Below are 25982 nucleotides of genomic sequence, written 5' to 3'. Positions count from 1 at the left end.
ACGATAAGCGTTTACCATATAACATGACCGTTAGTATATTAATATTTTTACCAGTAGTAGCCGCAGTTATAGTAGCCTTATTAAAAAACGGGACCGCTAAACACGCTGCATTATTTTTCTCAGTTGCCGAACTGGTAATTGCCGGCTTATTTTTAAGCAAGTTTATACCCGATGCAACCACCCAGTTTGCTATTGATGTACCATGGATACCAAAATTTGGTATTTACTTTAGTGCCGGTATCGATGGTATCAGCATGGTGATGGTATTGTTAACCACGTTGCTTGTACCGCTTATTGTTTTATCAACCTACCAGCACAAGTATAACAACGAAGGCGCTTTTTACGGGTTGATACTGTTTATGCAGGCTGGTTTGCTGGTAGTGTTTACCGCTTTAGACGGATTTTTGTTCTACGTAGGCTGGGAAGCAGCATTGATCCCGATCTACTTTATATGTGCCCTGTGGGGTGGCGAAAACCGTATCCGCATTACCATTAAGTTTTTTATATACACGTTTGCCGGTTCATTATTCATGCTGGTAGGTATCATTTACCTGTACCTGCAATCGCCGGGCAAAACATATGATATTCATGAGTTTTACCGTATTGGTTTGGATGCTAAACACCAGTCGCTGGTGTTTTGGGCATTTTTCCTGGCCTTCGCTATCAAAATGCCTTTGTTCCCATTCCATACCTGGCAACCGGATACTTATACCGAAGCGCCAACAGCGGGTACTATGCTGTTATCGGGTATTATGCTTAAGATGGGCATCTATGGTGTTATCCGCTGGTTAATACCAAATGCACCACTTGGCTTTGCTCATTGGCAAGCCCTGGTCATGATATTAGCGGTGATTGGTATCATATATGCTTCGCTGATCGCCTTTAACCAAAAAGATGGCAAACGCTTAGTCGCCTATTCATCCATTGCACACGTTGGCTTAATAGCTGCTGGTATATTTGCCTGGACATCGGTAGGTGTTCAGGGAGCCATGATCCAGATGCTCAGCCACGGTATCAACGTGGTAGGTATGTTCTTTATCTGGGATATCATTAGCCGTAGGTTAAATACCCGTGATATCAGCCAGCTTGGTGGCATTGCCAAAGTTGCGCCAAAATTTTCAATAGCTTTTTTAATTATAGTGCTGGGGACAGTAGGCTTGCCTTTAACCAACGGTTTCGTGGGCGAGTTTTTACTGCTTAACGGTGTGTTTGAATACAGCGCCTATCATTATTTCAATATTGCATTGGGAGCAGTTGCCGGCTTAACCATCATTTTTGGCGCGGTATATATGCTGCGGATGTACAAAAATGTAATGCAGGGTGAAACCAACGAGCTAACCGCTACTTTTACCGATATTAGTGGATCTGAAAAACTGACCTTATGTATTATTTGCGTGCTGATCATCGCAATAGGTGTTTATCCGCATCCAATCCTGCACATATCAGAGGCAGCGGTAAATAATTTAATACATTCAATAAACATTAAACAATATTAAAGGAAACTCTAAACTCTAATTTCTAAACTCTAAATAAAAGTAATTTCTAAAATAGGGATGATTAAATTTTAAGGTTTGAAATGGATGCTAAAGAAAATAATGTCAAGAAGTATAATTTAGAGGATAGGACATTTGACTTTGCTAATAGTTGTAAGGAGTTTTTAAAAACAATAGATAGAAATATACATAACGTTGAATATTATAAACAGCTTATTCGCTCATCTGGTTCGGTAGCTGCAAACTTTATTGAAGCTAATGAGAGTTTTAGCCGCAACGATTTTTCAACATCGGGTGAAGATTTGCCGGAAGGAAGCAAAAGAAAGCATATTGTGGCTCAAATTGATTGACGTAAATGAATCACAGGCATTAAAAAGAGATTCGTTAATTCAGGAAGCGACGGAATTGATGAAAATTTTTGGAGCGATACTTGAAAAATTGAAGAATACTAATTAAAAAAATAATTACAACTAATAAGTTCGATTTTAGAGCTTAGGATTTAGAGCTTAGAATTTAGGATTTAGAATTTCACATAAATGAATACTTTAATCATCATATCTGTTTTACCAATAGTGCTTTTGTATCTCGGCTTATATAAGGCTACAAAATCATTATTACCGGTTACTATTATTGGTTTGCTGGCGGCCTTAGGTTTAGCCATTGCCCAATGGAATAATGTTGCCTTGCCTATATATCACGGTATGATGATGTTTGATAATTTTGCTATCGCGTTTTCGGGGATCACCATTATTGCAACTATACTTATCCTGATGTTGTCAAAAGGATATTTTGACAGGATAAGTAAACATATTGCAGAGTACTATGCTATTATTTTGTTTTCGTTGGCAGGTATTATTGTGATGGTATCGTTCTATAACCTGGTGATGCTGTTTATCGGCATCGAGATCATGTCAGTAAGCTTATACATATTGGCAGGTATCAAGAAAAGTGATTTTGCATCGAACGAAGCGGCTTTAAAATACTTTTTGATGGGCGCTTTTTCAACAGGATTCCTGTTGTTTGGTATCACGTTATTGTACGGCACAACAGGTTCATTTAGCCTGGAAGTGATCCGCGACTGGGTTTTGGCCCATCCGCATGCCGACCCGATGTTTTACACCGGTATAGTATTGATCATTGTTGGTCTTTGCTTTAAAGTAGGCGCTGCCCCTTTCCACTTCTGGACACCGGATGTGTATGAAGGTGCACCAACGCTGATCACCGCGTTCATGTCAACCGTGGTTAAAACCGCGGGCTTTGCCGCTTTCCTGCGCTTGTTCTCGGCCTGTTTTGCGCCATTGTCTGATTTTTGGGTACCTGTCATATTGGTTATTACCGTTATTACTTTGTTTATCGGTAACATCACCGCCCTGTATCAGCAAAGCTTTAAACGCATGCTGGCTTTTTCGAGTATATCACATGCCGGCTACTTGCTTTTTGCTATTGTAGCTTTAGGCTCAGGCTCGGCTAATTCAGTATTTATTTACGCGACAGCATACTCTATAGCTTCGATCATTGCGTTTGGAAGTTTGATACTGGTACAGCAACAAAGTGGTAGCGATAATTTTGAAAGCTTTAATGGCTTAGCAAAAAGTAACCCTTTTCTGGCATTTGTGTTAACTATTGCCATGCTTTCACTGGCTGGTATACCACTTACCGCAGGCTTTATGGGTAAGTTTTTCATGTTCTCCGGGGCACTGGCCAAATATCATGTTTGGTTGGTTATTATAGCAGTAGTAAATGCAATTATCAGTATTTTTTACTATTTCAGGGTTATTATCGCCATGTATTTCCGCACGGCTGATCGTACCGAACTGGTGGTGCCTGCTTACTATAAAATAGTATTTATCATCTCGGCGCTGGTAACTATTCTTATCGGTGTTTACCCTGATTTTATTGCCAGGTTCATTTAATCAATAACTGGATAACTGCAAATTGATTTAATATTTGTAGTTTTACAGATATAGTGAATGGAAAGTTTTTGGGAATACCTTCAAAATTTAACGGACGCTCAATCCATTATAAGCAGGGGGGGCTTTTATCTCTTGCTTGTTGTTGTGTTTGCTGAAACCGGCCTATTTTTTGGTTTTTTTTTACCGGGAGATTATCTGCTGTTCATGGCAGGCCTGCTGTGTGCGGCAGGGAAGGTTGATGTAACTATATCCACATTGGTTTTATCGCTTATTGGTGCCGGAGTATTAGGTAACTTTGCTGGCTATTGGTTCGGATATCGAACGGGGCCGGTATTGTTCAATAAAAATGATTCCCTGTTCTTTAAAAAACGATACGTGACACTGGCCAGCGATTTTTATAATAAGTATGGTGGCATGGCTTTGATTTTAGGCAGATTTTTCCCTATAGTTAGAACATTTGCCCCTATATTTGCAGGTGTGGTAAAGGTTGATATAAAGAGGTTTACTTTATTTAACTTTATAGGCAGTGTAACCTGGGTATGCGCGTTTACCCTGAGCGGCTTTTTTCTGGGAAAACGCTTTCCGCAGTTAAAAGATTATCTGCAGTACATTGTTTTAGGATTGATCATAGCTACTTCTATTCCGTTGATAGTAGCTTATGTAAGAAAGAAAATATTAGAAGCAAAAGAAAATAAATAATATAAATAGAATATACTAAATGAGTACACAACACCCCTGGCACCAGGTTTCTCCTGGCGAAAATATCCCTGAAATTGTTAATGCAATCATCGAAATCCCTAAAGGTTCAAAAGCCAAATATGAAATTGATAAAGATTCAGGTTTATTAAAGCTTGATCGTGTTTTATTTTCGTCGGTAATGTACCCTGCAAACTATGGTTTTATCCCGCAAACTTATTGTGATGATAAAGATCCGCTGGACATCCTGGTGTTATGCTCTATTGACGTATTCCCCATGTCGATCATCGAGGCCAAAGTTGTAGGTGTGATGCACATGGTTGATAATGGCGAGCAGGATGATAAGATCATTGCAGTAGCCAAAAATGACATGTCAGTAAATTATATCAACGACCTGAATGAGCTGCCCCCGCATGCCATGACCGAGATCGTTCGTTTCTTTAAAGATTACAAAAAGCTGGAAGGTAAAAACGTAACCATTGAACATTTATTGGGTTTACGTTACGCACATAAGGTGATACAAGAAAGTTTGGAACTGTATAAGACTACATTTCCTGTCACGCAATAATTAATAGATGGACCCCGCGCATTACGAAATAAGTACTTTTTATTTAATTGCAACCGTATTCCTGGTTTTGCTCAACGGTTTTTTTGTAGCCGCAGAGTTTGCCATGGTAAGGGTACGGGGTTCACAAATTGAAATAAAGGCCAAATCAGGAAGTGGAGTTGCCAAGGTTGCTCGCGGCATATTACACAACCTGGATGGTTACCTGGCTGCAACACAATTAGGCATCACTATAGCATCACTGGCATTAGGTGTTGTGGGTGAAGAAGTAGCCACTAATATTGTGATCAGGGGCTTTCTGGCCATTGGAATAACGCTTTCCAGTGGTTTTATTACTGCCAGTCATATTTTAGCTTTTACCTTTATTACGGTATTGCATATTGTATTTGGTGAACTTGCTCCTAAATCAATAGCCATTCAAAAATCGGTACGTACCGTGCTGGCGGTTTCTCTTCCACTTAGGTTTTTCTTTGTGTTTTTCAAACCTTTGATATGGTTGTTAAATGGGTTTGCTAATTTTATTTTGAGGCTTTTAGGTATTAATACTTTAGAAGGCGGAGAAGCTCATCACAGCTCCGAAGAATTACAATACCTGCTTGAACAAGGTAAAGAATCAGGCGCTTTAGATTCAAACGAACATGAACTGATCCAGAACGTGTTTGATTTTAACGAGCGTGTGGTTAAGAACATCATGGTGCCCCGTACAAAAATATCAGGCATTGATATCAGTTCTACCAAAGAAGAACTGCTGGATATGATCATCACCGAAGGATATTCACGCATGCCTGTTTATGATGATGTGATCGATAAGATCATTGGAATTGTACACGCCAAAGATATCTTACCGTTGTTGGCCCGGAATGAGGAGATCGTGTTAAAAAACATTATCCGCAAGCCCTATTTTATTCCTGAAACCAAGAAGATCAATGATCTGATGGCCGAATTGCAGCAGAAACGGATTCAGATAGCTATTGTGCTTGATGAATTTGGTGGCACAGCGGGTATGGTTACGTTGGAAGATATTGTAGAAGAACTGGTGGGCGAGATACAGGATGAGTACGATGAGGAAAAACCTATTGTTGAAAAAGTGAACGACCGGGAATTTATCGTGAATGCGCTTGCCCCTATATATGATGTGAATGAACATCTGCCGCATGATCTTCCGGAAGATGGCGACTTTGATACGGTATCGGGATGGCTTGGAGATATATTTGGCAAGATCCCAGACGTAGGCGAACAAAAAGAATCAAACGGATATAATATTACCGTGTTGCGTAAATCCGATCAAAACATCGAATCAGTTAAATTAGAGTTGCTGATAAATGAAGAAGATGCGGTAGATTTACACTGAGTGATGCTGAAAGCTTAAGGCTGAAAGCACAAAGCTTTATGTATTCAGACTTTTGGCTTTAAGCCTTAAGCTTTCAGCTTTTGATTTTATGCTTTTTTATACACCTGATATAGCACCCTCGCACCCGCAATATTTTCTTAGTGAAGAAGAAAGCAAGCATGCTATCCGTGTATTGCGGCTGGAGGCAGGCAGCGAAGTACAACTGATTGACGGCCGTGGCGGCTTTTATACCGCGGTGATACAGGATGCCCATCCTAAGCGTACCATACTGCAAATTACTTCGGTTACAGAAAACTATAACAAACGTAACCATTACCTGCACTTAGCAGTAGCCCCTACCAAAAATATTGAACGCCTGGAGTGGTTTCTGGAGAAAGCCACCGAGATTGGTATTGATGAGGTATCATTGATCATCACTCAACGATCAGAGCGTAAGGAAGCTAAGGTTGATCGTTTAAACAAGATCATTACAGCGGCTATAAAACAGTCTATTAAAGCTTACCATCCGGTTTTAAATGAACCGGTAAAGTTAAATGAACTTTTATCGCGCCCGTTTGATGGACAAAAGTTTATCGCACATTGCGAACCAGGCGATAAACTTAACCTGCGTGATGAGTTACTGCCACATGGCCGTTACCTGATATTGATAGGACCTGAAGGTGATTTTACCCCCGCCGAAATTGAAAGTGCTTTGCAAAACGGTTTTAAACCCATAACTTTAGGTGAAAGCCGCCTGCGTACCGAAACAGCAGCACTCGAAGCCTGTTTTGAGGTGAACTTTTTAAATCGCATATGAAAATAGCTAAAATTTTTTGTTTTGCTTTTGCTGCCATTATATTCATGAGTAGCTTTAACAATCCTGCTTACAAAATTGCACGGCTTAAATATAGCGGCGGTGGCGACTGGTACGGCGATAGAACCGCATTGCCCAACCTGATCAAATTTTGCAACGAAAATTTAAAAACCAACTTTGAGGCCGATGACGATGTAGTAGAAGTAGGCAGCGCTTCGTTGTTTAATTATCCCTTTACCTTTATGACAGGTCATGGCAACGTGATATTTACCGATCAGGAGGCGCGCAATCTGCGCAAGTATTTAACCGGAGGCGGTTTTCTGCATATCGACGATAATTATGGTTTTGATAAATTTATTCGTCCGCAAATGAAAAAGGTTTTCCCGGAGCTTGATTTTGTAGAATTGCCGGTTAATCATCTCATCTATCATCAAAAATATCCCTTCCCCAATGGCCTGCCTAAAATTCATGAACATGATGGTAAACGGGCGCAGGGCTTCGGGCTTATTTACAAAGGCAGACTAGTGTGTTTTTATACCTATGAGTGCGATCTGGGCAATGGCTGGGAAGATTATGGCACCTATGCCGGCGATACGCAGGAAGCCCGCTTAAAAGCCTTAAAAATGGGCGCAAATCTTATTCAATATATATTTACTCAATAAAAACACCAGATAGGTGTTTTATATAATTGTTATTGAGGATAATAATTGATAACTTTATAATGGTTGTTTCCTAAAAACAGCTTTTAACCACTTTATCCTAATATTCAAAACGAATGTATCAACTCAAGGTAAATAATCGGCATGATATTGAAGTTAACCGGACAGGGGAGAACCTGTTGGTGAACAATGCCAAAATTGAGCCAGATATTAAGCATATTGGAGAGGGGATCTATCACGTTATTGAAAACAACAGATCGTATAGGGTAGAAGTGGTTAGTTTTAACAGCTCTGATAAAACTGCCGAGATTAAAATAAACGCCAATACTTATTCCATAACCGCCAAAGATCAATTTGATGTATTGCTGGATAAACTGGGCTTAAGTAGCCTGAACAGCACGAGGGTGAGTGAAATAAAAGCCCCGATGCCTGGTATGGTACTTAAAGTTTTTGCCTCTGAAGGCGATGAGGTTAAAAAGGGTGATAACCTGTTGGTGCTTGAGGCTATGAAAATGGAAAACATCATCAAATCGCCGGCGGATGTTTCTATAAGGAGTATAAAAGTAAAGGCAGGTGATAAAGTAGAGAAGGGACAGATCCTGATGGGATTTTAATAAACTCACCTACTTTTTGGACACTATTTGATGTAAATCGCAAAAAAGCTAACGTTTTTTTATGGTTTTTATTGTTTATTTATTCATTTTTTATTAAATTACTTTTCTCAATTTAATATTTCACTATATGAAGAAAAATTTACTAACAATTTTGTTGTTGTTTTCTTGTATTACATTTGGTTTAGCACAAAGCCGTGTTATTACAGGTAAAATAACAGATCAGAAAGACGGTTCGCCCTTACCTGGGGTAAGTGTAACTGTAAAAGGGGCTCAGGGAGTTGGCACTCAAACCGGTGTAAATGGCACATACAGCCTTACGGTTCCGGCTACTGCAAAGGTGCTGGTTTTTAGATTCCTTGGATTTAAGGAAACCGAACTTCCTATCAATGGAAAACCGTTAAATGTACAACTGGAGTCAGATTCTAAACAACTTACCGAAGTTGTAGTAGTTGGTTATGGTTCACAACAGAGACAGGCTATAACCGGATCTATCGCTACAGTATCATCAAAAGAGATACAGAATACTCCGGTAACTACACTTGAGCAAGCCATACAAGGTAAAGCGGCAGGTGTAAACATCCAGGCCAATAATGGTAAACTGGGACAGGGTATCAAAATAAGCATCCGTGGTACTGCTTCCATTTCGGCAGGTACACAACCTTTAGTAGTAATTGACGGTATTGTTACCACCAGTACTGATATCTCAACAACAACGGCCGGTACAGATCCGCTTGCGGATATCAACTTTAATGATGTTGAATCCGTTCAGATCCTGAAAGATGCGTCGGCTACGGCTATATACGGTGCACGTGCATCAAATGGTGTACTACTCATTACTACAAAAAAGGGTAAGGCAGGTGATGCCAAGGTTAACTTTTCAGCGCAATGGGGCACAAGCAAGCCTTCGCGCCATCGCGAGTTTTTAAATAGTACCCAATGGATGGCCTTAGAAGAGCGTGCTGCTATTGGTGCTGGTAAACAAGACTTTTTAAATCCGGATTTGGGTTACGCTACAGTTGAAGATGCTATAGCTGACGAAAAAGCATTTGTGGAAAGTAGATTTACCCGGTATGCAGCGGGCAGTACGGATTGGGGTAAAACCAATACCGACTGGGAGAAACAGGCTTTTCAACATGCTCCGCAATCCATATATGACTTGAATATATCCGGCGGTAACGAAAAAACAACCTATTACATCGGTGGTCAATATCTTGATCAAACAGGTATACTTAAAGGGAATGGCTTCATCAGGATGTCGGGCCGTATAAACCTGAATACCAAGGTATATAAGAACCTGGATGTAGGTATGAATTTAAACTTTACCCATACTTTAAACAAGCGTATTGATAATGATAACTCGTTTGGCACGCCATTGCAAATTGTTGCATTGTCGCCAATTACTCCTATCATCGATCCCCGTAGTGGTTTAATAAGTGGCACTCCTCCGGGGCAGTCAGGTAATTATCCGGTTTATTATAATCCTTTAATTAATGTTGATAATGCTTATTTCCATACCAATGTTTACCGCACGTTAGGTAATGTATATGGCAACTGGCAGATCCTCAAAAAACTTTCATTCCGGTCGGAATTTGGTGTAGATCAAACTAACCAGAATGAGGACTCCTACCAGGGTGTAGCCACTTTGAGAAATAGCGGGCAACCGAATGGATTTGGTGAAAATACCCAAACTACCGTGTCGCATTTTACGGTGAACAATTACTTTACTTATAAGGATACTTTCGGGGCGGATAATACCTTAGATGCAACGGCAGGTACAAGTTATGAGTATTATAATAATGCGGGTAACGATATTCAGGGTCAGCAATTTCCTTCAGACGCGTATAAGCAAATTATTGACGCGGCTGTAAAATCTGGAGGCTACTCCAAACGGTCTGAATATAGTTTTGTATCCTATTTTGCAAGAGCCAACTATGCTTACAAGAGTAAATACTTGTTAACAGTAAGTGCTACTGCTCAGGGATCTTCCAGATTCAGCGAAAAAAACCGCTATGGTTATTTCCCTGCTGCGTCTGCCGGTTGGGTACTGAGTCAGGAAGATTTTTTGAAGGACTCCAAAACTTTCAGCAATTTAAAGTTGAAAGCCAGCTATGGTTTAACTGGTAATGGTAATATTGGTAATTATGCTTCATTAGGCTTATTTTATGGCGATGCCGGCTACAATGGTGTACCGGGTCAGCGTTTTTATCAATTGGCTAATCCTAATCTGAAATGGGAAACCACAGCGCAACTTGATTTGGGTTTAGAGGTAGGCTTTTTTAATAACCGTTTAAATGCGACGTTTGATTATTACAACAAAAGTACCCGTGACCTTTTGCTTGACGTAAACGTACCTCAAACATTGGGTATTGCCACGCAAACACAAAATTTGGGTAAATTGTATAATCGGGGCTATGAGATAACCGTATCATCGGACAATTTTGTTGGCAAATTTAAATGGACAACCGCTTTTAACCTGGCTTATCTTAAAAATAAAGTTACGTATGTTAATGGACAGATTATTGGTACAAATGATTTAAACAGGGTAATTGAAGGACAACAGATAGGCGTATTTTACGGACCGGAGTATGCCGGTGTAGATCCGGCTAATGGCGATGCCTTGTATTATAAAAACACCAAAGATGCCAGCGGAAAAGTAATTGACCGCAGCACAACCAATAATTACAATCAGGCATCAAGTGTGGTATTAGGTAACCCAATACCAAGCGTTACAGGTGGTATAACCAATACATTTAACTATGCCGGTTTTGATCTGGCTGTTACCTTCCAGGGTTCATTCGGAAATAAGATCTACAATAGCGGAGGCCAGTATATGAGCGCGAGTGCCAGTAATGGATTTGATAACCAAACCGTTGATCAGTTAAAGTATTGGGACAAACCAGGTGATATCACCAATATACCCGAACCTCGTTTGTTTTATTCTAACGGTACCAGTCCTTCCAGCCGGTATCTGTCTGGCGGTTCATACGTGCGTTGTAAAACGGTTGCTTTTGGTTATAACATCCCTAAAAGTGTGTTGTCAAAAATTAAACTGGATAGAGCAAGGGTATTTGTTAACGCTTACAACCTGTTCCTGATAACCAAGTATAAAGGCTGGGATCCGGAAGTTAACGCCGATTATCAGGCAAGTACTATCAATCAGGGTGTTGATTTTTACTCGGCTCCACAACCGCGTACAATTACTTTTGGTGTTAACGTAGGATTGTAATATTTAATAATTGTAGAGATGAAAAAACTTAGATCATATATAAAAATCATTACGGTTGTTAGCGCCATAACAGCATTAACCGCTTGTAAAAAACAATTAGACTTAAAACCACATGACCAGATAGATGCTACCGATGCTATCACAACCGATAAAGATGTACAAAGTAACCTGATAGGTGCATATAACCGGGCTGGGTTATCATATATTTATGGGGGCGATGTTTTTTTAATGCCCGACCTGATGGCAAGCCAAAGCGTAGTTAAATGGAGTGGGACTTTTCAGGATCTTACCGAAATGGTAAACCAGCGAGTAACTATAAACAACGGTTATGTTGATAATTATTGGTTGGATGCTTACCGGGTAAATAATCAGGCTAATTATGTATTGGCTAACCTGGATAAGGCAACCGCAGCCAATAAAAACTCATACGAAGGGCAAGCCAAATTTTTGCGCGGATTAATGTATTTTGATATGGCCCGCTTATTTGGTAAATCATGGAATGATGGCGATCCTAATGTTAATTTAGCGGTGCCGATAGTATTGAAACCAACAACAGTTATCGGGACTGACTCTTATCCATCACGGTCAACTGTAGCGCAGGTATACGCCCAGGCTATAGCCGATCTTACGGATGCTGAAACAAAACTGACTACTTCAACTTCTTTTTACGCCAATACTTATGCTGCATCAGCCATACTTGCCAGAATATATTTACAACAGGGACAATATGCAAAAGCCGTTACAGAAGCTACAAAAGTTATTAGCAGTGGGGCATACAGTTTGGTTGCCAACTATGCCGATGAATTTCCTTTTCCTAACCAAAATGCGGTTCATGTTGATAATACAACAGAAGATATTTTTGCCATACAGGTAACCGCTCAGCAAGGCGTAAATGACCTGAATACCTTTTACGCTTCGTCTGATTATGCAGGCCGTGGTGATATTTCAGTTAGGTCAACCTTCCTGGATGAATTTGAAGAAGGAGACGGACGGCTTGCTGTTTACAACGAGGATTCCGGTGGTTCATTACAGGTTGATAAATTTGATAATTTATACGGCAATGTACGCGTAATACGCCTGGCTGAGTTATACTTGATACGGGCCGAAGCAAACTTCCGTCTGGGCACATCAACAGGTGCAACACCTGTTGAGGATATCAACGTGATCAGAGCCCGGGCAGGTCTAACCGCGCTAACTTCTGTTACCCTTGATCAGATCTTGAAAGAAAGGCGATTAGAGCTGGCTTTTGAAGGTGGTTTCTTTTTGCATGATGCCAAGCGTTTGAAACAAAATGTAGGTGCTTTGCCTTATACCTCTCCAAGGTTGGTATTCCCTATACCCTTGTTAGAAATAAACGCTAACAAGAACCTGAAACAAAATGATGGTTATTAATTAACCTGATTTATAAAACAAAATAAAAAAACCGGCCTATCATAAGGCCGGTTTTTTTATTAGTTAAAGAGAGAGTTTTATCAGGTTACCATATCTGGCTTACGAACAGAAAAATAAAAGCAAGCAGATTATAGACCGCCCAATAATCTTTTATTATAGAGATAGTGGTTTATTATAATGTTATGAATTCAGGACTACCGGCTTCTTCACAAATGGGACAATATGCTTAAAGGCCGATGCCCGTAAATGTAGTTATAAACAGAAGATGCCGTTCAGTTATTGAACGGCATCTTCTGTTTAGGATTATAATGATCTTGTGTTATCTCGACTTGAAAGTTTTAGCTTTTTTAACCCCATAATGAGGTTTGCCGGTAGGGTAGATTTCAGGTGCGCCAACCAAGGTCATCGCGCAGCGGAAACCAACTTCGGCACTGGCCTCATCCTGATCCATAAAACGGCGGCTGGCCGGATTTAACCAATAAGCCATATCGTTCCAGGAACCTCCCTTGTAAACTTTTGAACGGTTGTTAACAAGCGTAGTATTTCCGTACAAGGACAGGTTAACGGTGTCTTTATCGCCCCTCAAATCGGGATTAAATGCTTTACCCGAATTGCGGACAGCTAATTGTGCATTCGCACTTGCAGCATTAGCAGCAGCCACGCTGCCATTAGCTGCCGGGGCAGCTGTTGTTGCATTGATTGAATCCGGGCGTTGACCTTGTAAGGCTAAAAGCTCACTGTATTTTAATTTTCTGTTGGCTTTTGCCGGATCTTTGATCGGGCGACCGTATTTATCTTTGGCGTAAAGGCCTTTTGATGGGTCGGCTAAACGTTTATTGGTGTATTCGTTACCACGGAACGGGTTAAAGTCATCAAACTCTTCAAATGAGGTTTGGCGGTAAGTATCGGCAACCCATTCGTTTACATTACCAGCCATGTTATACAAACCAAAATCGTTTGGTGCATATGAACGTACCGGCGCGGTGATATCCGCCTTATCATTCAGGTAACCTCCAACACCAGCATTATCACCGGCACCGCGTTTAAAGTTGGCCATTATTAAACCCCGGGTTTTACTCTTGGCAGAGCGTACACCCAGGCCATTCCATGGATACATTTTACCGTCGTCGATATTTTCAAATTGGGTATTGCCTGCCAAAGCCAGTGCAGCGTATTCCCATTCGGCCTCTGATGGCAGGCGGTAGCCTTGTTTCAGTATACCATCTTCCATCCGTACGGGCCTTACGGGTTTACCACCTTTGCCTGCACCTGCCGGCGCGTTCGGACTCAGGTCTGGCATCATTTTCTTTCCGTCAAAACCAGGTCCTCTTTGCTGACCGTTAAGGTACATGTCGTTATTGTAAGGTTCTGCTGATGCAGCTGATTGTCCATTTTTGCCACCATTCAAATCTTTCCAGGCTACCATACGGCCCGACTCGCGTAAGATATTCTCATTGGTACGGTCGGTACGCCATTGGCAATAGTCCTGCGCCTGATCCCAGGTTACGCCCACTACAGGGTAATCCTGAAACGCTGGGTGACGCAAATAGTTATCTACGTAAGGCTCATTGTATGATAATGGTTTACGCCATACCAAAGTATCGGGCAAAGCATCGTAATATAACTCCCTGTCATTTGGAAAAGTAATAGCCGTCCAGTGCAGATAATCAAGCCAATCCTGATTGGATACTTCGGTTTCATCCATATAAAATGAAGGAACGGTTACCCTGCGTTTTACATTATTATAGTCGTAAGCAACATCCTGGTCTGCACTGCCACCCATCACAAAAGTACCACCTTCAATGGGCACCAAACCGGGCCCTGGTGAGGGATGGGTTTGCCTGAATCGTACATAACCACCATTGTTTTTGTCGTTATAAGTGATCCCGGTTTTTTGCGAAGTTTCGTGTTGTTTACTGCAGCTGCTTACCACGGCACTTACAGCCAACAGCACGAAAGCAGTTTTAGTAAAAAGTATTTTCATATTTTTACGGTTATATTATAAGGTAAATTTAGAAAAAAATGGGTATAATGCTACTGCGCATAAACCATTATTCAAAATAATTCAAACTATTATCAGACATTTGAACGAAAATTTGTTGAAATTAGTTGCACCAGTTTGCTTTTTTTGATTGAGCAATTATTGCAATAGTTCTTAAAAAATGCTGAGTAAAATTTTGGGCGTACCTGTATATGAATTAAATTATTAAAGCTAAATTCACCCAATGAAGTTGTCTACCTTTCGCTATTTTGTTTATTCCGTGCTCTTTCTGCTACCAGTTTCGGTTATTGCACAAACCCCAGTAGGCACAAGTACTGATGGTAGCAGTATCAGGGCAATACCTGTTCAGGTACCTTTTTTAAATATATCTCCGGATTCGCGCTCAGGGGCAATGGGTGATGCTGGTGTTGCTATCTCGCCAGATGTTAACGCGAATTTCTGGAACCCGTCTAAACTCGCATTTCTGGAGAGCAATGATGCGCTTTCATTATCTTATAGCCCCTGGTTACGACACCTGGTACCCGATATCAGCCTTTCATATCTGAGCTATGCCCATAAATTAAATGACCGTAATACCATAGGAGCGTCTATGCGCTATTTTAATTACGGCTCGGTACAATTAACTGACGATCAGTCAAATGATCAGGGTACTTACACCCCTAATGAGTTTTCGATAGATGGTTCATTTGCCCGTAAATTTGGAGAGAATCTCTCCTTAGGATTAACGCTGCGGTATATACGCTCAAGCATATCAAGTATATCTTTTGCGCAGGGATCGGGACAGGTTAACAAACCAGGTAACGCGATTGCTGCAGATGTGTCATTATTCTACAAAAAACCGTATGGCAGTGCAAATCTTTTTGCCTTTGGCGCGCATATCTCCAACATCGGTACAAAAATAGGCTACAGTGATGTGGGGCCGAAATACTTTTTACCCACCAATTTAAAATTAGGTGTGGCCAATACCTGGGAGCTTGATGAAACCAATGAGCTGACCGCCACTTTTGATATTAATAAATTATTGGTGCCTACACCTCCTATACGTGATGCAAACGGAAATATCATCAAAGGACATGATGATGATGTATCTGTACCAGCCGGTATCTTCCAGTCATTTGGTGATGCTCCGGGTGGCTTTAGTGAAGAGTTGAAAGAGATTAGCTTCTCTCCGGGTGTTGAATACTGGTATAACCATCAATTTGCGGTTAGGGCCGGATATTTTTATGAAAACCCGGATAAGGGCGACAGGCACTACCTTACCCTGGGTTTAGGTATGAAGTATAATATCTTTAATTTCGATTTTTCATACCTGGCGGCCAGTCAGCAAAATAGCCCTTTGGCTAATACGTTGCGCTTTACCTTGTCGGCAAATTTTGGTGGTATATCAAACGTGGGTAGAAGATAATGGGTAAAATAAAAGTAGGTTTTGGGTTTGATGTACATCAGTTAAAAGAGCAGCACCCATTTGTTTTAGGCGGTGTAAAGTTAGAGCATCATTCTGGTGCTTATGGGCATTCAGATGCCGATGTATTGTTACATGCTATTTGCGATGCCTTGCTGGGAGCAGCTAATTTGCGCGATATCGGATTTCATTTCTCCAATACAGATAATCGCTGGAAAGGGATCAGTAGTCTGGTACTGTTACAGCATGTGGTGGTACTGATCAAAGAAAAAGGTTTTACTATTGGCAATATTGATGCGATGGTGTGCCTTGAAGCCCCCAAGATAAACCCGCATATACCAGCCATGAAGACCTATATAGCCGAAGCCGCGTCTATCAGCGAGGAAGATATATCCATTAAAGCAACCACTAATGAACAAATGGGCTTTATTGGCCGCGAAGAGGGTGTAGTAGCCTATGCGGTTTGCCTTATTGAGCGCGATTAAGATAGTTGTATTTCCTTATTCTGAGCCTACAGGTATTAGTCGCACCTCTAATATCTTCATTAAGCCAGCTTTCTTTATTTCAACCGGTGCAATAGTTAGGCTATGTACGCCCGGTTCCAGCGTAACGGTTCCCAATACCTGTTCTTTAACCTGTGCGCCTTTAGGTATGGCATCAATGCTGCCTTTTACTTTAAGGGTGCCAATACTCAACTCATAAGTGCCGTCATCAACATTATCTGCTACGTACTTTAAAAGTATTTTATAAGTAGCAGGTTCAATTAGTCTGAAGTCCCAATTTACAGATTGATGAGTATTTTTCCAACCTTCTACGTAGTAGCTGTTTGTTTTTCCATCGCCAAAACCAAAGCCTTTACCTTCCAGCCGTGCATCAAATGCCAATAGACGATTGGTTGTTTCACGACTTGCTAACAGGCGCAAAGTATCTGTTTCTATTGACCCTGTTGTTTCCATTAACAGAACCGTGTTACTGGTATCAGGAGCTTGAACAGGTAAATGAATAGCTATATCAAGCGGATCGATCCGGGTAAATTGTAACTCTTTTTTATCAGCCAGCAGCCACACTTTATTAACCTTGCTTTTTAAGCCTCCTACTATCAATTTGCCATTTTTGGGCCAGTTAAATACGTGCAGATAGAGCAGGTTGTTTTTTCTTGTTGATACACCCCAGCTTTGATAGGGTAAAGGGGTTTTGGTAGTTTGATAGATACTTGCCGAGTTTTTGCTCATCCACCGGCCTATGCCCTGCAAAATGGCCGTATCCTCAGGCGCAAATTCTCCATTGCCCATGGGACCTATATTCATCAGCAGGTTGCCTCCGCGCGATGCTGCTTTGGCTAATAACCGGATAAAAAAGCCGACAGGTTTATGGCTTTTATCAAATTTTGAGTAGCCATATGATTCATTGGTAGTAGGTATAGCTTCCCAGTCGCCACTTGCCGGGAAAAACTCTGCGGGGCGGTCGCCGGTGTTTTTATAATCGCCCATCTGTAAATTGCCGTTTCCCCGTACCAGTCTTCCGTTCACTACAATGTTAGGGTCGGTTTCACGGATAGCCTTCAGGATACGGATGTTTTCTGATAGCGGTAGTTTTTGCGGTGTATCAAACCACAATATATCCGGATGATATTTGGTGATGAGCTCTTTTATCTGCGGGATGGCCTTTTTATTGACATAATTAACCGCTTTAGGCAATAACTCCGGGTGCAGATCATACCAGTCGCGCCCGCCAAATAAATTCAGATCGCCTCCCGGGTTTTGGTAATCCCAATCGTTACCCGGCGCATCCGGATGTTCCCAGTCAAAAGCATGCGAATAATAAAAGCCGAACTTAATGCCGTATTTTTTGCATGCTGCAGCCAGATCAACCATAGGGTCGTGTTTCCAGGTGGTTTGTTTAACCACATTGTAGTCGGATACCTGCGAATTGTACATGGCAAAACCATCATGATGCTTGGCCGTAATGATCAGATATCGCATTCCTGCATATTTGGCTGCCTGTACCCATTTATCGGGGTTAAATTTTACAGGATTAAACCGGTGCGCCAGTTCCAGGTAGGTTGAACGTGGTATTTTAGCCTTACGCATCAGGTGTTCGGCATAGCCGCCGGTATTTTTGCCATCCCATTCCCCGGCAGGTAATGAGTATATCCCCCAATGTATAAACATCCCAAAACGGGCATCACGCCACCAGGCAATCCGGGCGTCCCGTGTTTTCATCGATGCCGGCCACCAGCCATGCATAGCTTCCTCAATAGCCTTTTGATCACGTGTTTTAACGGTGTTGGCCATGGTTTTGTCCTCATCGCCTTTATCCTGAGCTACGGTTGTTAACGCGGATATACTGAAACATAAAATCAACAGGTATGAAAGCCAGGAAGGGCATACTGCAGGTATCTTATTGGTCATTGGTCAAAAATAGGTACCGACCAATATCGTTTAATTCTCAACTTATTTAATGGCAGAATTGAGCATATCTATACACTCGATTGGCATATGATCGTATTTTAGCTATTAGTATAATCGTAAAGCGGTAATAACTTTAACAGAGGGGGCATTGCGAAGAGCAAAGTAAGAGCCTCACCCAACCCTCTCCAAAGGAGAGGGCTTTAAACACTCATGTTATAATCTCCCCCTTTGGGGAGATTATAACATGAGGGCTTCGCCGTTTAGAGGGGGCTTTTCCCAATGACGCTTTGGAGGTCCTTTTAAACCTGATTTTCCTTTTCTTTCTCAACCTTAACGTTGCCTGTACGTTTGAGTACTCCCCAGCCGCTAAGCTCACCTTTTAAAGCTTTTCTGATAGATTTAAACAACACGTAATACATCAACTGGCGCCACATAAAGCGTTGTGGGATAATGTAAATAAGCTTTCGGTAATCCTCTTTTTCCATACGGAAAGCGATGATGCCCACAATAAAATCGATCAAAACAAAGGCTACATAGTAGAACAGCATTTTCTCGGGTTTGGCACCAAAAAGAGCGAATATCATCATCAGATCTGCCAGTGGCGAAAACAAGGGCAATATGATCTGGAAGATCAAAATGTTAGGCATGCCCACCATCCCGAAGAACTTATATTTTTTGTTAAACAGCGCGTCGCGGTTTTTCCAGAAGCTTTGTATTACACCAAAGCTCCAGCGGAAACGCTGTTTCAATAGCATATTCACTGTTTCTGGTGCTTCGGTATAGGCAATGGCATCGGCGCAATTTTTTACAATATAGCCTTGCTTTAATATACGCATGGTCAAATCGCAATCCTCGGCGAGCGTATCATAGGTAAAGCCGCCCGCTTTAAATATGGCCGATTTCCGGAACGCGCCAATAGCACCGGGTACTACGGTAATACTGTTGATGAGGTCAAATGCGCGGCGATCCATATTTTGAGCTGTAATGTACTCGATAGACTGCCAACGGGTTATAATATTGGTTTCGTTACCTACTTTTACCGTACCGGCTACCGCGCCAATCTCCTCATCGGTAAAATAGGTCATTAAATGATAAATGGCATCTGTTTTTAGCTGCGTATCAGCGTCGATACAAACCACATAATCATTTTTGGCATGAGTAATACCGAAGTTAAGGGCAGATGCCTTACCTCCGTTTGGTTTGGTCAGTATCTTAACCAGCGGATTGCCTTCATAAGCCGCAGAAACCACTTCAAATGTTTTATCTTTTGATCCGTCATCCACAAAAATGATCTCGAATGAAGAGTATTCTGTTTTTAATAAACTTTGTATCGTAGCAACAGCATTCACCTCCTCGTTGTAGGCAGGCACAATGATGCTCACCGGTGGCAACGGGAAATGATCACCACGTGCTTTTACCATCTTTTTATTTTCGCTATGTTGTCTTACAGCCAGTATGCCAATTAAAACAATACGGCCAATAGCCAGGAATATAGCCGATAAAAATATGTAGATCAGTATCCAGTTAACGTAATAATAACCGTGTACGGCAACATCATAAACCGGCCCCAGGATCCCTGTATGCGGGTCGTTCGGTATAGGTGGCATCAGATCAGCCTTGGTTTTGCCCAATACATCGGCAATGGTAGTAAACTGATATCCATGCGATTTAAAGAAGTGGATAATTTCGGGCAATGCTTTTACCGTTTCTTCGCGGGTATCGCCGCCGGCATCATGCAGCAATATCATTGATCCATTATCTTTTTGCCTGATGGTGCGAGCAATAATACTGTCGGCTGTAACACCAGGCTGCCAATCCCATGGATCAATAGATTCGCCAATGGTAATATAACTTTGCCTGCGGCTTTCCGCAACCGGGATAACCTCGGCCAGTGTTTGTGGCTCGGCATCTGCATTAAATGGTGGCCTGAACAGGATGGTACTTCGCCCGGTTATAGATTCAATGAGCTTACGGGTGGAGTTAAGCTCTAAAATAACACGGTCAAGACTGATGGTTGAAATATCCGGGTGGAAAAACGTATGGTTACCAATTTCATAACCTTCTTCATACTCGCGCCGCACCAATTGCATGTTTTTTTCGGCCATGGAGCCTACTACAAAGAAGGCCGCCGGTACATTTTCTTTTTTGAGGATATCTAAAATACGCGGCGTAAAGTCGGGATCGGGGCCATCATCAAAAGTTAAAACTACTTTTTTAGGCGCGTAACCATAGCGGCGTATCACGTACTTGGTAGGTAGTTTAATATACTGTTGATTGGTAATGGTATAACTGCTGGTATCCAGCTTTACATCTATCTGGCCGGTAGTAGGAGAGGTGATCAAGTCAAGTACCTCGCCTTCGCCGTCATAATCAACGTTCACCCGGTTGTTTAAGCCTACCGTGGTTAGCTTTTTTAGATCGATACCTGTTTTTCTTAAAGAATCGATCGAAAGATTTTTCTGGAAATACGACCATAAACGCGGATCCTCCGATCCCAGGCGCCACAAGGCCACACCGCCGGTAGCCCAATCATCGGCCATGCGGATCACGTTAAAATTGGTGGCGGCATCCGTAAAGTAAATGGTATGGTCAAGACTATCCTGGTCAAGGTAGGTAAAGTGCAGGTTGGCGGATAGGGGATCAAAAATGATCTTGCTTTGTTTTTCCTGCGCGGTACTGATGGCTTGTTGATAACCTATGGCGTGGCCAACACTCTTTTCGGGCCAATCGTATCCTCCTGCCGCAAAAGTTAAAATAACCTTTTCACTGGGTACCTTGCTGCAAACATCATCCAGTATTTGTTCAACCCAATGCTGGTTTGACAGGTCGCCGGCATTGGTGGCATCATAATGCTCATCAATGGCCATAACAAACAAAAAGTCGTTATAATGCTGCAACTTAACCAAATCATAAGCTTCATCATCGGCAATTACGTTTTGGGTTACCAGGAAGTTTTTGGCATGTAAGGCTTTGTAAAGCTCCTGCAAAAAGGTAAGGTACTCTTTACTGTTACGGTCTTTAATTTCATTAAAATCAACATTAATACCCTGGAATTTGTGTTTAGTGAGGCTGTTGATAATACTGCTGATAAAGCCGGTACGGAGCCTCTTGCTTTTAATGATCCGTTCAACGTCTTTAGTGTCAAAGCCACCGCTTACGTTATTGTAATTGACGTAGTTGGATAACATGATGAGCACCGGCTTATTGAACTTTTTATTGATATTGACAAGTCCGGTATCAATTTTAGTAATCACGGTATCAACTTTTGGGGCGATGGAAAAACCTTCGCTTACCACCATATCCAGGTGCCCCAGATTGGTGATCAATGAATTATAGGCCTGTGGATCCCAGGCCAGGTAAAAGGCTGCGTTAATACGGTCTTTATTATTCGGGTGTTTAAGCTGGTGCAAACGCCGGGTTCGCTCCATAGCCTCAATCTCGGATTTTTGTATATTGAAGTACTTGAACTTGGTCGACCTTTTTAACTGGTCAAGTTCCTCTTTCGACATTTTTTTTGGAGCCGGGTTCAGGTTAGGCAGATCGGGGTAGTAGGTTGACTTAATGGTAACAATTACAGCTATTATCCCAATGATGAGTACTGCAAGAAGTACGCGGCTTAGCCACTTGAATTTATTCCATCTACCTGGTGAATCGGCTTGAAAAACTTGCTTATTTGAAGACATTAAGTGAGTTTACTTCTAAATTTAAAAGTACGGGTTACAGATGAAGATTTAATGAATGATATTGCTTTATTTGTGTGTTTTGCCAGGTTCTATACCAGAAAAATCAACACCACATTTACAATTACCACCACATCCCTTTTTTGCGGTCAAACTCTTATACATCATACGGCTGATGTAAAAAATTGCGCCTGCAAAAAGAATAATTACTATAATGGTTTGAATATTCATGTCACAAAAATACTACATTTTTAATATATACCCTATTATACGTATAGACGTTCCGATTAGTATAAAGTTTAACGCTGTTGAAAGGCAATTGTTCCGCCAACCCAGTCAAAATTTTGATTATAACGCACGCCTATCATTTTACCGCGGCTAAGCCTGGCCAGGTTAATAGCCAATGTGGGTTTAGTATCACCGTCGGGCCATAAGTATAGCAAGCGTATCTCGGCCTTTACGCCGCCATCCGGAGCTTGTATCACCGGTTCATAGTTTACCTTTTGCTGTAATATCCAGTTCTCGGGATTTGTGATGTTTTTGATATCATCGGCGATAACGTCAATGATCACGCCCTGGCCGGCAAAGGAGAACAAGGGTTTAAGTACATAATTCTCCAGGTTGGCAGGTATTTGAGTTACCTCGTGTAAAAATTGTGTTTTGGGGATATGATCGCCATGCAGGTAAGGCATGGTAAATTTACTGATGCGGTAAAACCAGTTAGGGTGTGTTATCCACTCCACATCAAGCGGCTGGCGTATGTCAACTACCTGGTTAAAAATGTTGTCATCTCCCTCGATCTCATCAAATATCAGCCGGTTGTAAATACGCCTGATGCGTTTTTTTTCGCCATTTATCTCATAAAAAAGCTGATCGCCCTGTTGCTGCAGATCGCTTAAAGAAACAACCGGGATGCCCAGGTATCGCTGGGTGATGTAAAAATCAACCGCGGTTTTTTGTTCGGGAGCGTTCACATCCATCAACACCACCTCATCGGGCTGGTAGGGGCCGAGGATGGTTTTTTTTAACAGATCAAGGTAGGATTGTTCGTTAAACCCGCTAAAGTAGATGGTTTTGTCGGCATCGATATGGTAAACTTCGCGATAGGTATTACCCAAATGAACCTGGAAACCATACAGCGAAGGGAAACCCTGCAACTCGATCAACTTCGGAACGATCTGGCCATCCGTATCCTTACAAACCCCAAAATCAAGGGCGATGAAATGAGGATGGTCATTTTCATTGGGCAAGCGCCACTTAAGGGGGATGGAGCGTTCGGTAAGCTCCTTAAACCCGGGCTGCAAAATAGTATCGATGATGCTGTTGCCTGCCGCTACCAATCTGTCACGAAAATCATCGGTCAGAAAAATCGGTGTTTCGGCTACGCGGAAAGTTACAGGGTTGTGCAAGCCATCATTAAGACGGTTTAAAAAAGCCCCATATTTTTCTACCGTAAAATGTTCGTTAAATGTTTCTCTGGCTGATGGATCCATAGGTATAGGGTATAAAACAAACTTAACATTTTAAGGAGCAAGGAACAAGGATTTTTGGAGCAAGGATTTTTGGAACAGGGAGCAAGGACTTTTGGAATAAGGATAAATAGCTGAGGAGTGATATCGAATAATAAATTTTGAATTTCGAACACCGAAATCATTATTTCATATCCTGTACCTGATATTTAATGACATGGAATGCTTCGAATTATGGTTTACATGTAAACCCGCTTTTTAATGGTAAAATTTGTATAAGTTATTGATTGTTAATTATATAAATCGAAGTTAGCCATGAAAAGTGTAAACCATGTAAACCCACTTTTATAACCGGATGAACTACCATCTCAGAAATTATGCTTAAATCCATCTTTACTCCAAAAGTCCTTGTTCCTTACTCCCAAAGTTCTTGCTCCTTATTCCTTGTTCCAAAAATCCTTTCTCCTTTTACCTCAATTTTTCATTAATTTGCTTTGTCAATTAAAACCTGGCAATACTATATTAATGCAAAAAAATAAAAAGAAGATCGCGGTTGTTGGCGGAGGGAGCTGGGCTACAGCCAATATTAAAATGCTGGCTGATAATACCACAGAAAAGGAGATTTTTTGGTGGATGAGGAATGTGCAGGCGGTTGAGCATCTGCATAAATTTGGGCATAACCCGCATTATTTAAGTTCGGTTGAAATTAAATTACCAAAGCAAAATATCTCGGTTAATCTAAAAGAGATCATACAATATGCTGATATCATTTTGCTTAACGTACCGGCGGCATTCTTAAAAGACGCCCTGACCGGGATAACACCCAGCGACCTGGCTGGAAAGAAAATAGTATCAGCCATAAAAGGAATAGTGCCTGATGAGAACCTGATCATTGGCGAATTTTTAAACCGGAAGATGGGTGTTTCGTTTGATGATTTTATGGTAATCAGCGGCCCATGCCACGCGGAAGAGGTAGCGCTTGAAAAACTATCATACCTCACCATCGCATCGGGCGATACCGACCTGGCTGCCGAATTTGCCGGGATGATCAATACCCGTTATATCAAAACCATCGTATCCGATGATATATATGGCACCGAATACGGGGCTGTGTTAAAAAATGTGTATGCCATTGCCAGTGGTATTTGCCATGGCGTAGGTTATGGGGACAATTTCCAGGCAGTACTGATATCAAACGCTATACGTGAACTGGAACGCTTTGTTGACGCGGTGCACCCCATCAACAGGGATATCAAGGAATCGGCTTACCTGGGCGATCTGCTGGTTACGGCTTATTCTCAGTTTAGCCGCAATCGTACTTTTGGCAATATGATAGGTAAAGGGTATACGGTAACATCGGCCCAGCTGGAAATGAATATGATAGCCGAAGGATATTATGCAGTAAATTGCCTACATGAGGTGAATAAACAGTACAATGTAGATATGCCTATATGTGATGCTGTTTATGCCATTTTATATCAGAAAAGCCCTCCCGCACTGGAAATGAAGAATTTGGCCGAAAAATTGAGTTGATTATTTATTATATTAGTAATAAACTTAATTATAATCCCTTATGAAAAATCTATTCAAAATTGCCTTACTTGCTGTGTGTACATTTGTAATATCACCAGCTTTTTCACAAACTAAAACCAAGAAGGATACCAGCTTCTTTAAAAAAGTTGGTCACAAAACAGGCGAAGTAGCTACGAAAGTTGGTCACAAAACAGCCGAAGTGGCATCCAAAGGTGCGGCTGCCGTTGCTGATAAAAAGTATGCAGACAAAGTGGGGCCACGCGGACAAACCATTTACATTGACAAAAACTCTCACTACTTTTATGTAAATAAAAAAGGGAAACATGTTTATGTTAGCAAAGCTAAATTGAAAGACAAACCCGTTGAGAAAAAATAACAAAACCCGGCAGCTCGGGATATAGGTATAAAAAACTAAATATGAAACATAAAGCTTTATTGATCCCGGCAGTTGGATTGATATTATTGGTTTTTGCCTGCAACAGGGCTCCTGAGCACCAGGTTAACAAAAAATTGGTAGGTAAATGGCAATCGAAGGATGGTGAAACCAAGCTTGAAATAACCGATAAAGGATTTACGATGGATGATGGCAAACCTGTTACTGAAGATTATTTTGTAACGAATGATACCATCTTTACTTCTTACCAGGGTAGTAGGCCATTTACCAAATTCCTGATCAAAAATTTGGATGATCATAAGCTCACGCTGTTTTACCCAGACTCAGACCTGGTTGAGTTTTCTCGCTAAAAAAACAAAAGCCTTCATGCTGCGGATGCAGCTGAAGGC

21 protein-coding genes are annotated in these 25982 nt (G+C 41.4%); 16 read left to right on the top strand and 5 right to left on the bottom strand.

Features of this window, described 5'->3' with window-relative positions; translation table 11 throughout:
• The first annotated feature begins 23 nt into the window (after positions 1 to 23).
• The 11 genes from BLR84_RS28010 to BLR84_RS27960 all read left to right on the top strand — a co-directional run bounded on the left by BLR84_RS28010 (position 24) and on the right by BLR84_RS27960 (position 12702).
• Positions 24 to 1496: a complex I subunit 4 family protein gene (locus BLR84_RS28010; protein ID WP_090473562.1), complete on the top strand. Its 1473-nt coding sequence runs from the start codon at positions 24 to 26 to the stop codon at positions 1494 to 1496.
• An 80-nt stretch (positions 1497 to 1576) separates the two neighbouring features.
• Positions 1577 to 1843 carry a four helix bundle protein gene (locus BLR84_RS28005; protein WP_218128518.1) on the top strand — a complete coding sequence of 89 codons (267 nt, stop codon included), beginning with the start codon at positions 1577 to 1579 and terminating at the stop codon, positions 1841 to 1843.
• 186 nt (positions 1844 to 2029) lie between these two features.
• Entirely contained in the window at positions 2030 to 3406 is a 1377-nt protein-coding gene (locus tag BLR84_RS28000) for an NADH-quinone oxidoreductase subunit N (RefSeq protein ID WP_090473561.1), read from the top strand.
• Positions 3407 to 3463: 57 nt separating this feature from the next.
• A complete protein-coding gene (locus BLR84_RS27995; RefSeq protein WP_090473560.1) occupies positions 3464 to 4105 on the top strand; it encodes a DedA family protein in 642 nt (213 codons plus the stop codon).
• A 19-nt stretch (positions 4106 to 4124) separates the two neighbouring features.
• Positions 4125 to 4670, top strand: coding sequence for an inorganic diphosphatase (locus tag BLR84_RS27990; RefSeq protein WP_090473559.1), 546 nt, complete (start codon positions 4125 to 4127; stop codon positions 4668 to 4670).
• Positions 4671 to 4677: 7 nt separating this feature from the next.
• On the top strand, positions 4678 to 6018 hold the full coding sequence (locus tag BLR84_RS27985) for a hemolysin family protein (RefSeq protein ID WP_090473558.1): 1341 nt from the start codon (positions 4678 to 4680) through the stop codon (positions 6016 to 6018).
• 88 nt (positions 6019 to 6106) lie between these two features.
• On the top strand, positions 6107 to 6814 hold the full coding sequence (locus BLR84_RS27980; protein WP_090473622.1) for a 16S rRNA (uracil(1498)-N(3))-methyltransferase: 708 nt from the start codon (positions 6107 to 6109) through the stop codon (positions 6812 to 6814).
• Positions 6811 to 7473 (top strand): DUF4159 domain-containing protein, encoded by a 663-nt coding sequence (locus tag BLR84_RS27975; RefSeq protein WP_255367064.1) that lies wholly within the window; start codon positions 6811 to 6813, stop codon positions 7471 to 7473. Before BLR84_RS27980 ends, BLR84_RS27975 begins: the two co-directional genes overlap by 4 nt.
• Before the next feature lie 113 nt (positions 7474 to 7586).
• On the top strand, positions 7587 to 8084 hold the full coding sequence (locus BLR84_RS27970; protein WP_090473557.1) for an acyl-CoA carboxylase biotin carboxyl carrier protein subunit: 498 nt from the start codon (positions 7587 to 7589) through the stop codon (positions 8082 to 8084).
• A gap of 127 nt (positions 8085 to 8211) precedes the next feature.
• Positions 8212 to 11310 carry a SusC/RagA family TonB-linked outer membrane protein gene (locus BLR84_RS27965; RefSeq protein ID WP_090473556.1) on the top strand — a complete coding sequence of 1033 codons (3099 nt, stop codon included), beginning with the start codon at positions 8212 to 8214 and terminating at the stop codon, positions 11308 to 11310.
• 18 nt (positions 11311 to 11328) lie between these two features.
• Positions 11329 to 12702, top strand: coding sequence for a RagB/SusD family nutrient uptake outer membrane protein (locus BLR84_RS27960; RefSeq protein WP_090473555.1), 1374 nt, complete (start codon positions 11329 to 11331; stop codon positions 12700 to 12702).
• A gap of 319 nt (positions 12703 to 13021) precedes the next feature.
• Here the strand turns inward: BLR84_RS27960 and BLR84_RS27955 are convergent, their stop codons facing one another.
• Complete coding sequence (locus BLR84_RS27955) at positions 13022 to 14686, bottom strand: SUMF1/EgtB/PvdO family nonheme iron enzyme (RefSeq protein WP_090473554.1); 1665 nt, start codon at positions 14684 to 14686, stop codon at positions 13022 to 13024.
• A gap of 241 nt (positions 14687 to 14927) precedes the next feature.
• Here BLR84_RS27955 and porV point away from each other — a divergent pair, with 241 nt between their 5' ends.
• A complete protein-coding gene (gene porV / locus BLR84_RS27950; RefSeq protein WP_090473553.1) occupies positions 14928 to 16109 on the top strand; it encodes a type IX secretion system outer membrane channel protein PorV in 1182 nt (393 codons plus the stop codon).
• The gene (gene ispF / locus BLR84_RS27945) at positions 16109 to 16591 is read left to right on the top strand and encodes a 2-C-methyl-D-erythritol 2,4-cyclodiphosphate synthase (RefSeq protein ID WP_090473552.1); all 483 of its coding nucleotides are present in this window, start codon (positions 16109 to 16111) and stop codon (positions 16589 to 16591) included. The genes porV and ispF overlap by 1 nt, the downstream gene beginning before the upstream one ends.
• Positions 16592 to 16606: 15 nt before the next feature.
• Here ispF and BLR84_RS27940 read toward each other — a convergent pair whose 3' ends face one another.
• From BLR84_RS27940 to BLR84_RS27925, 4 genes are all read right to left on the bottom strand, one after another.
• Positions 16607 to 18517: an alpha-L-fucosidase gene (locus BLR84_RS27940; RefSeq protein ID WP_090473551.1), complete on the bottom strand. Its 1911-nt coding sequence runs from the start codon at positions 18515 to 18517 to the stop codon at positions 16607 to 16609.
• A gap of 299 nt (positions 18518 to 18816) precedes the next feature.
• A complete protein-coding gene (locus tag BLR84_RS27935; protein ID WP_090473550.1) occupies positions 18817 to 22200 on the bottom strand; it encodes a glycosyltransferase in 3384 nt (1127 codons plus the stop codon).
• A gap of 66 nt (positions 22201 to 22266) precedes the next feature.
• On the bottom strand, positions 22267 to 22428 hold the full coding sequence (locus BLR84_RS27930) for a FeoB-associated Cys-rich membrane protein (protein ID WP_090473549.1): 162 nt from the start codon (positions 22426 to 22428) through the stop codon (positions 22267 to 22269).
• Positions 22429 to 22496: 68 nt separating this feature from the next.
• Complete coding sequence (locus BLR84_RS27925) at positions 22497 to 23690, bottom strand: ATP-grasp domain-containing protein (protein ID WP_090473548.1); 1194 nt, start codon at positions 23688 to 23690, stop codon at positions 22497 to 22499.
• A 501-nt stretch (positions 23691 to 24191) separates the two neighbouring features.
• Here BLR84_RS27925 and BLR84_RS27920 point away from each other — a divergent pair.
• From BLR84_RS27920 to BLR84_RS27910, 3 genes are read left to right on the top strand one after another with little or no spacing between them, the layout of a single operon-like run.
• Positions 24192 to 25199, top strand: a complete 1008-nt coding sequence (locus BLR84_RS27920; RefSeq protein ID WP_090473547.1) for an NAD(P)H-dependent glycerol-3-phosphate dehydrogenase — start codon at positions 24192 to 24194, stop codon at positions 25197 to 25199.
• A gap of 40 nt (positions 25200 to 25239) precedes the next feature.
• Positions 25240 to 25575, top strand: a complete 336-nt coding sequence (locus tag BLR84_RS27915) for a hypothetical protein (RefSeq protein WP_090473546.1) — start codon at positions 25240 to 25242, stop codon at positions 25573 to 25575.
• Between the two features lie 41 nt (positions 25576 to 25616).
• Complete coding sequence (locus tag BLR84_RS27910) at positions 25617 to 25943, top strand: hypothetical protein (protein WP_090473545.1); 327 nt, start codon at positions 25617 to 25619, stop codon at positions 25941 to 25943.
• Positions 25944 to 25982: the final 39 nt, after the last annotated feature.

This window comes from Mucilaginibacter sp. OK268 (genome assembly GCF_900103125.1).
GTDB lineage: Bacteria > Bacteroidota > Bacteroidia > Sphingobacteriales > Sphingobacteriaceae > Mucilaginibacter.
The sequence above is the reverse complement of the archived record's forward strand: the minus strand, read 5'-3'. Positions and strand labels throughout refer to the sequence as shown.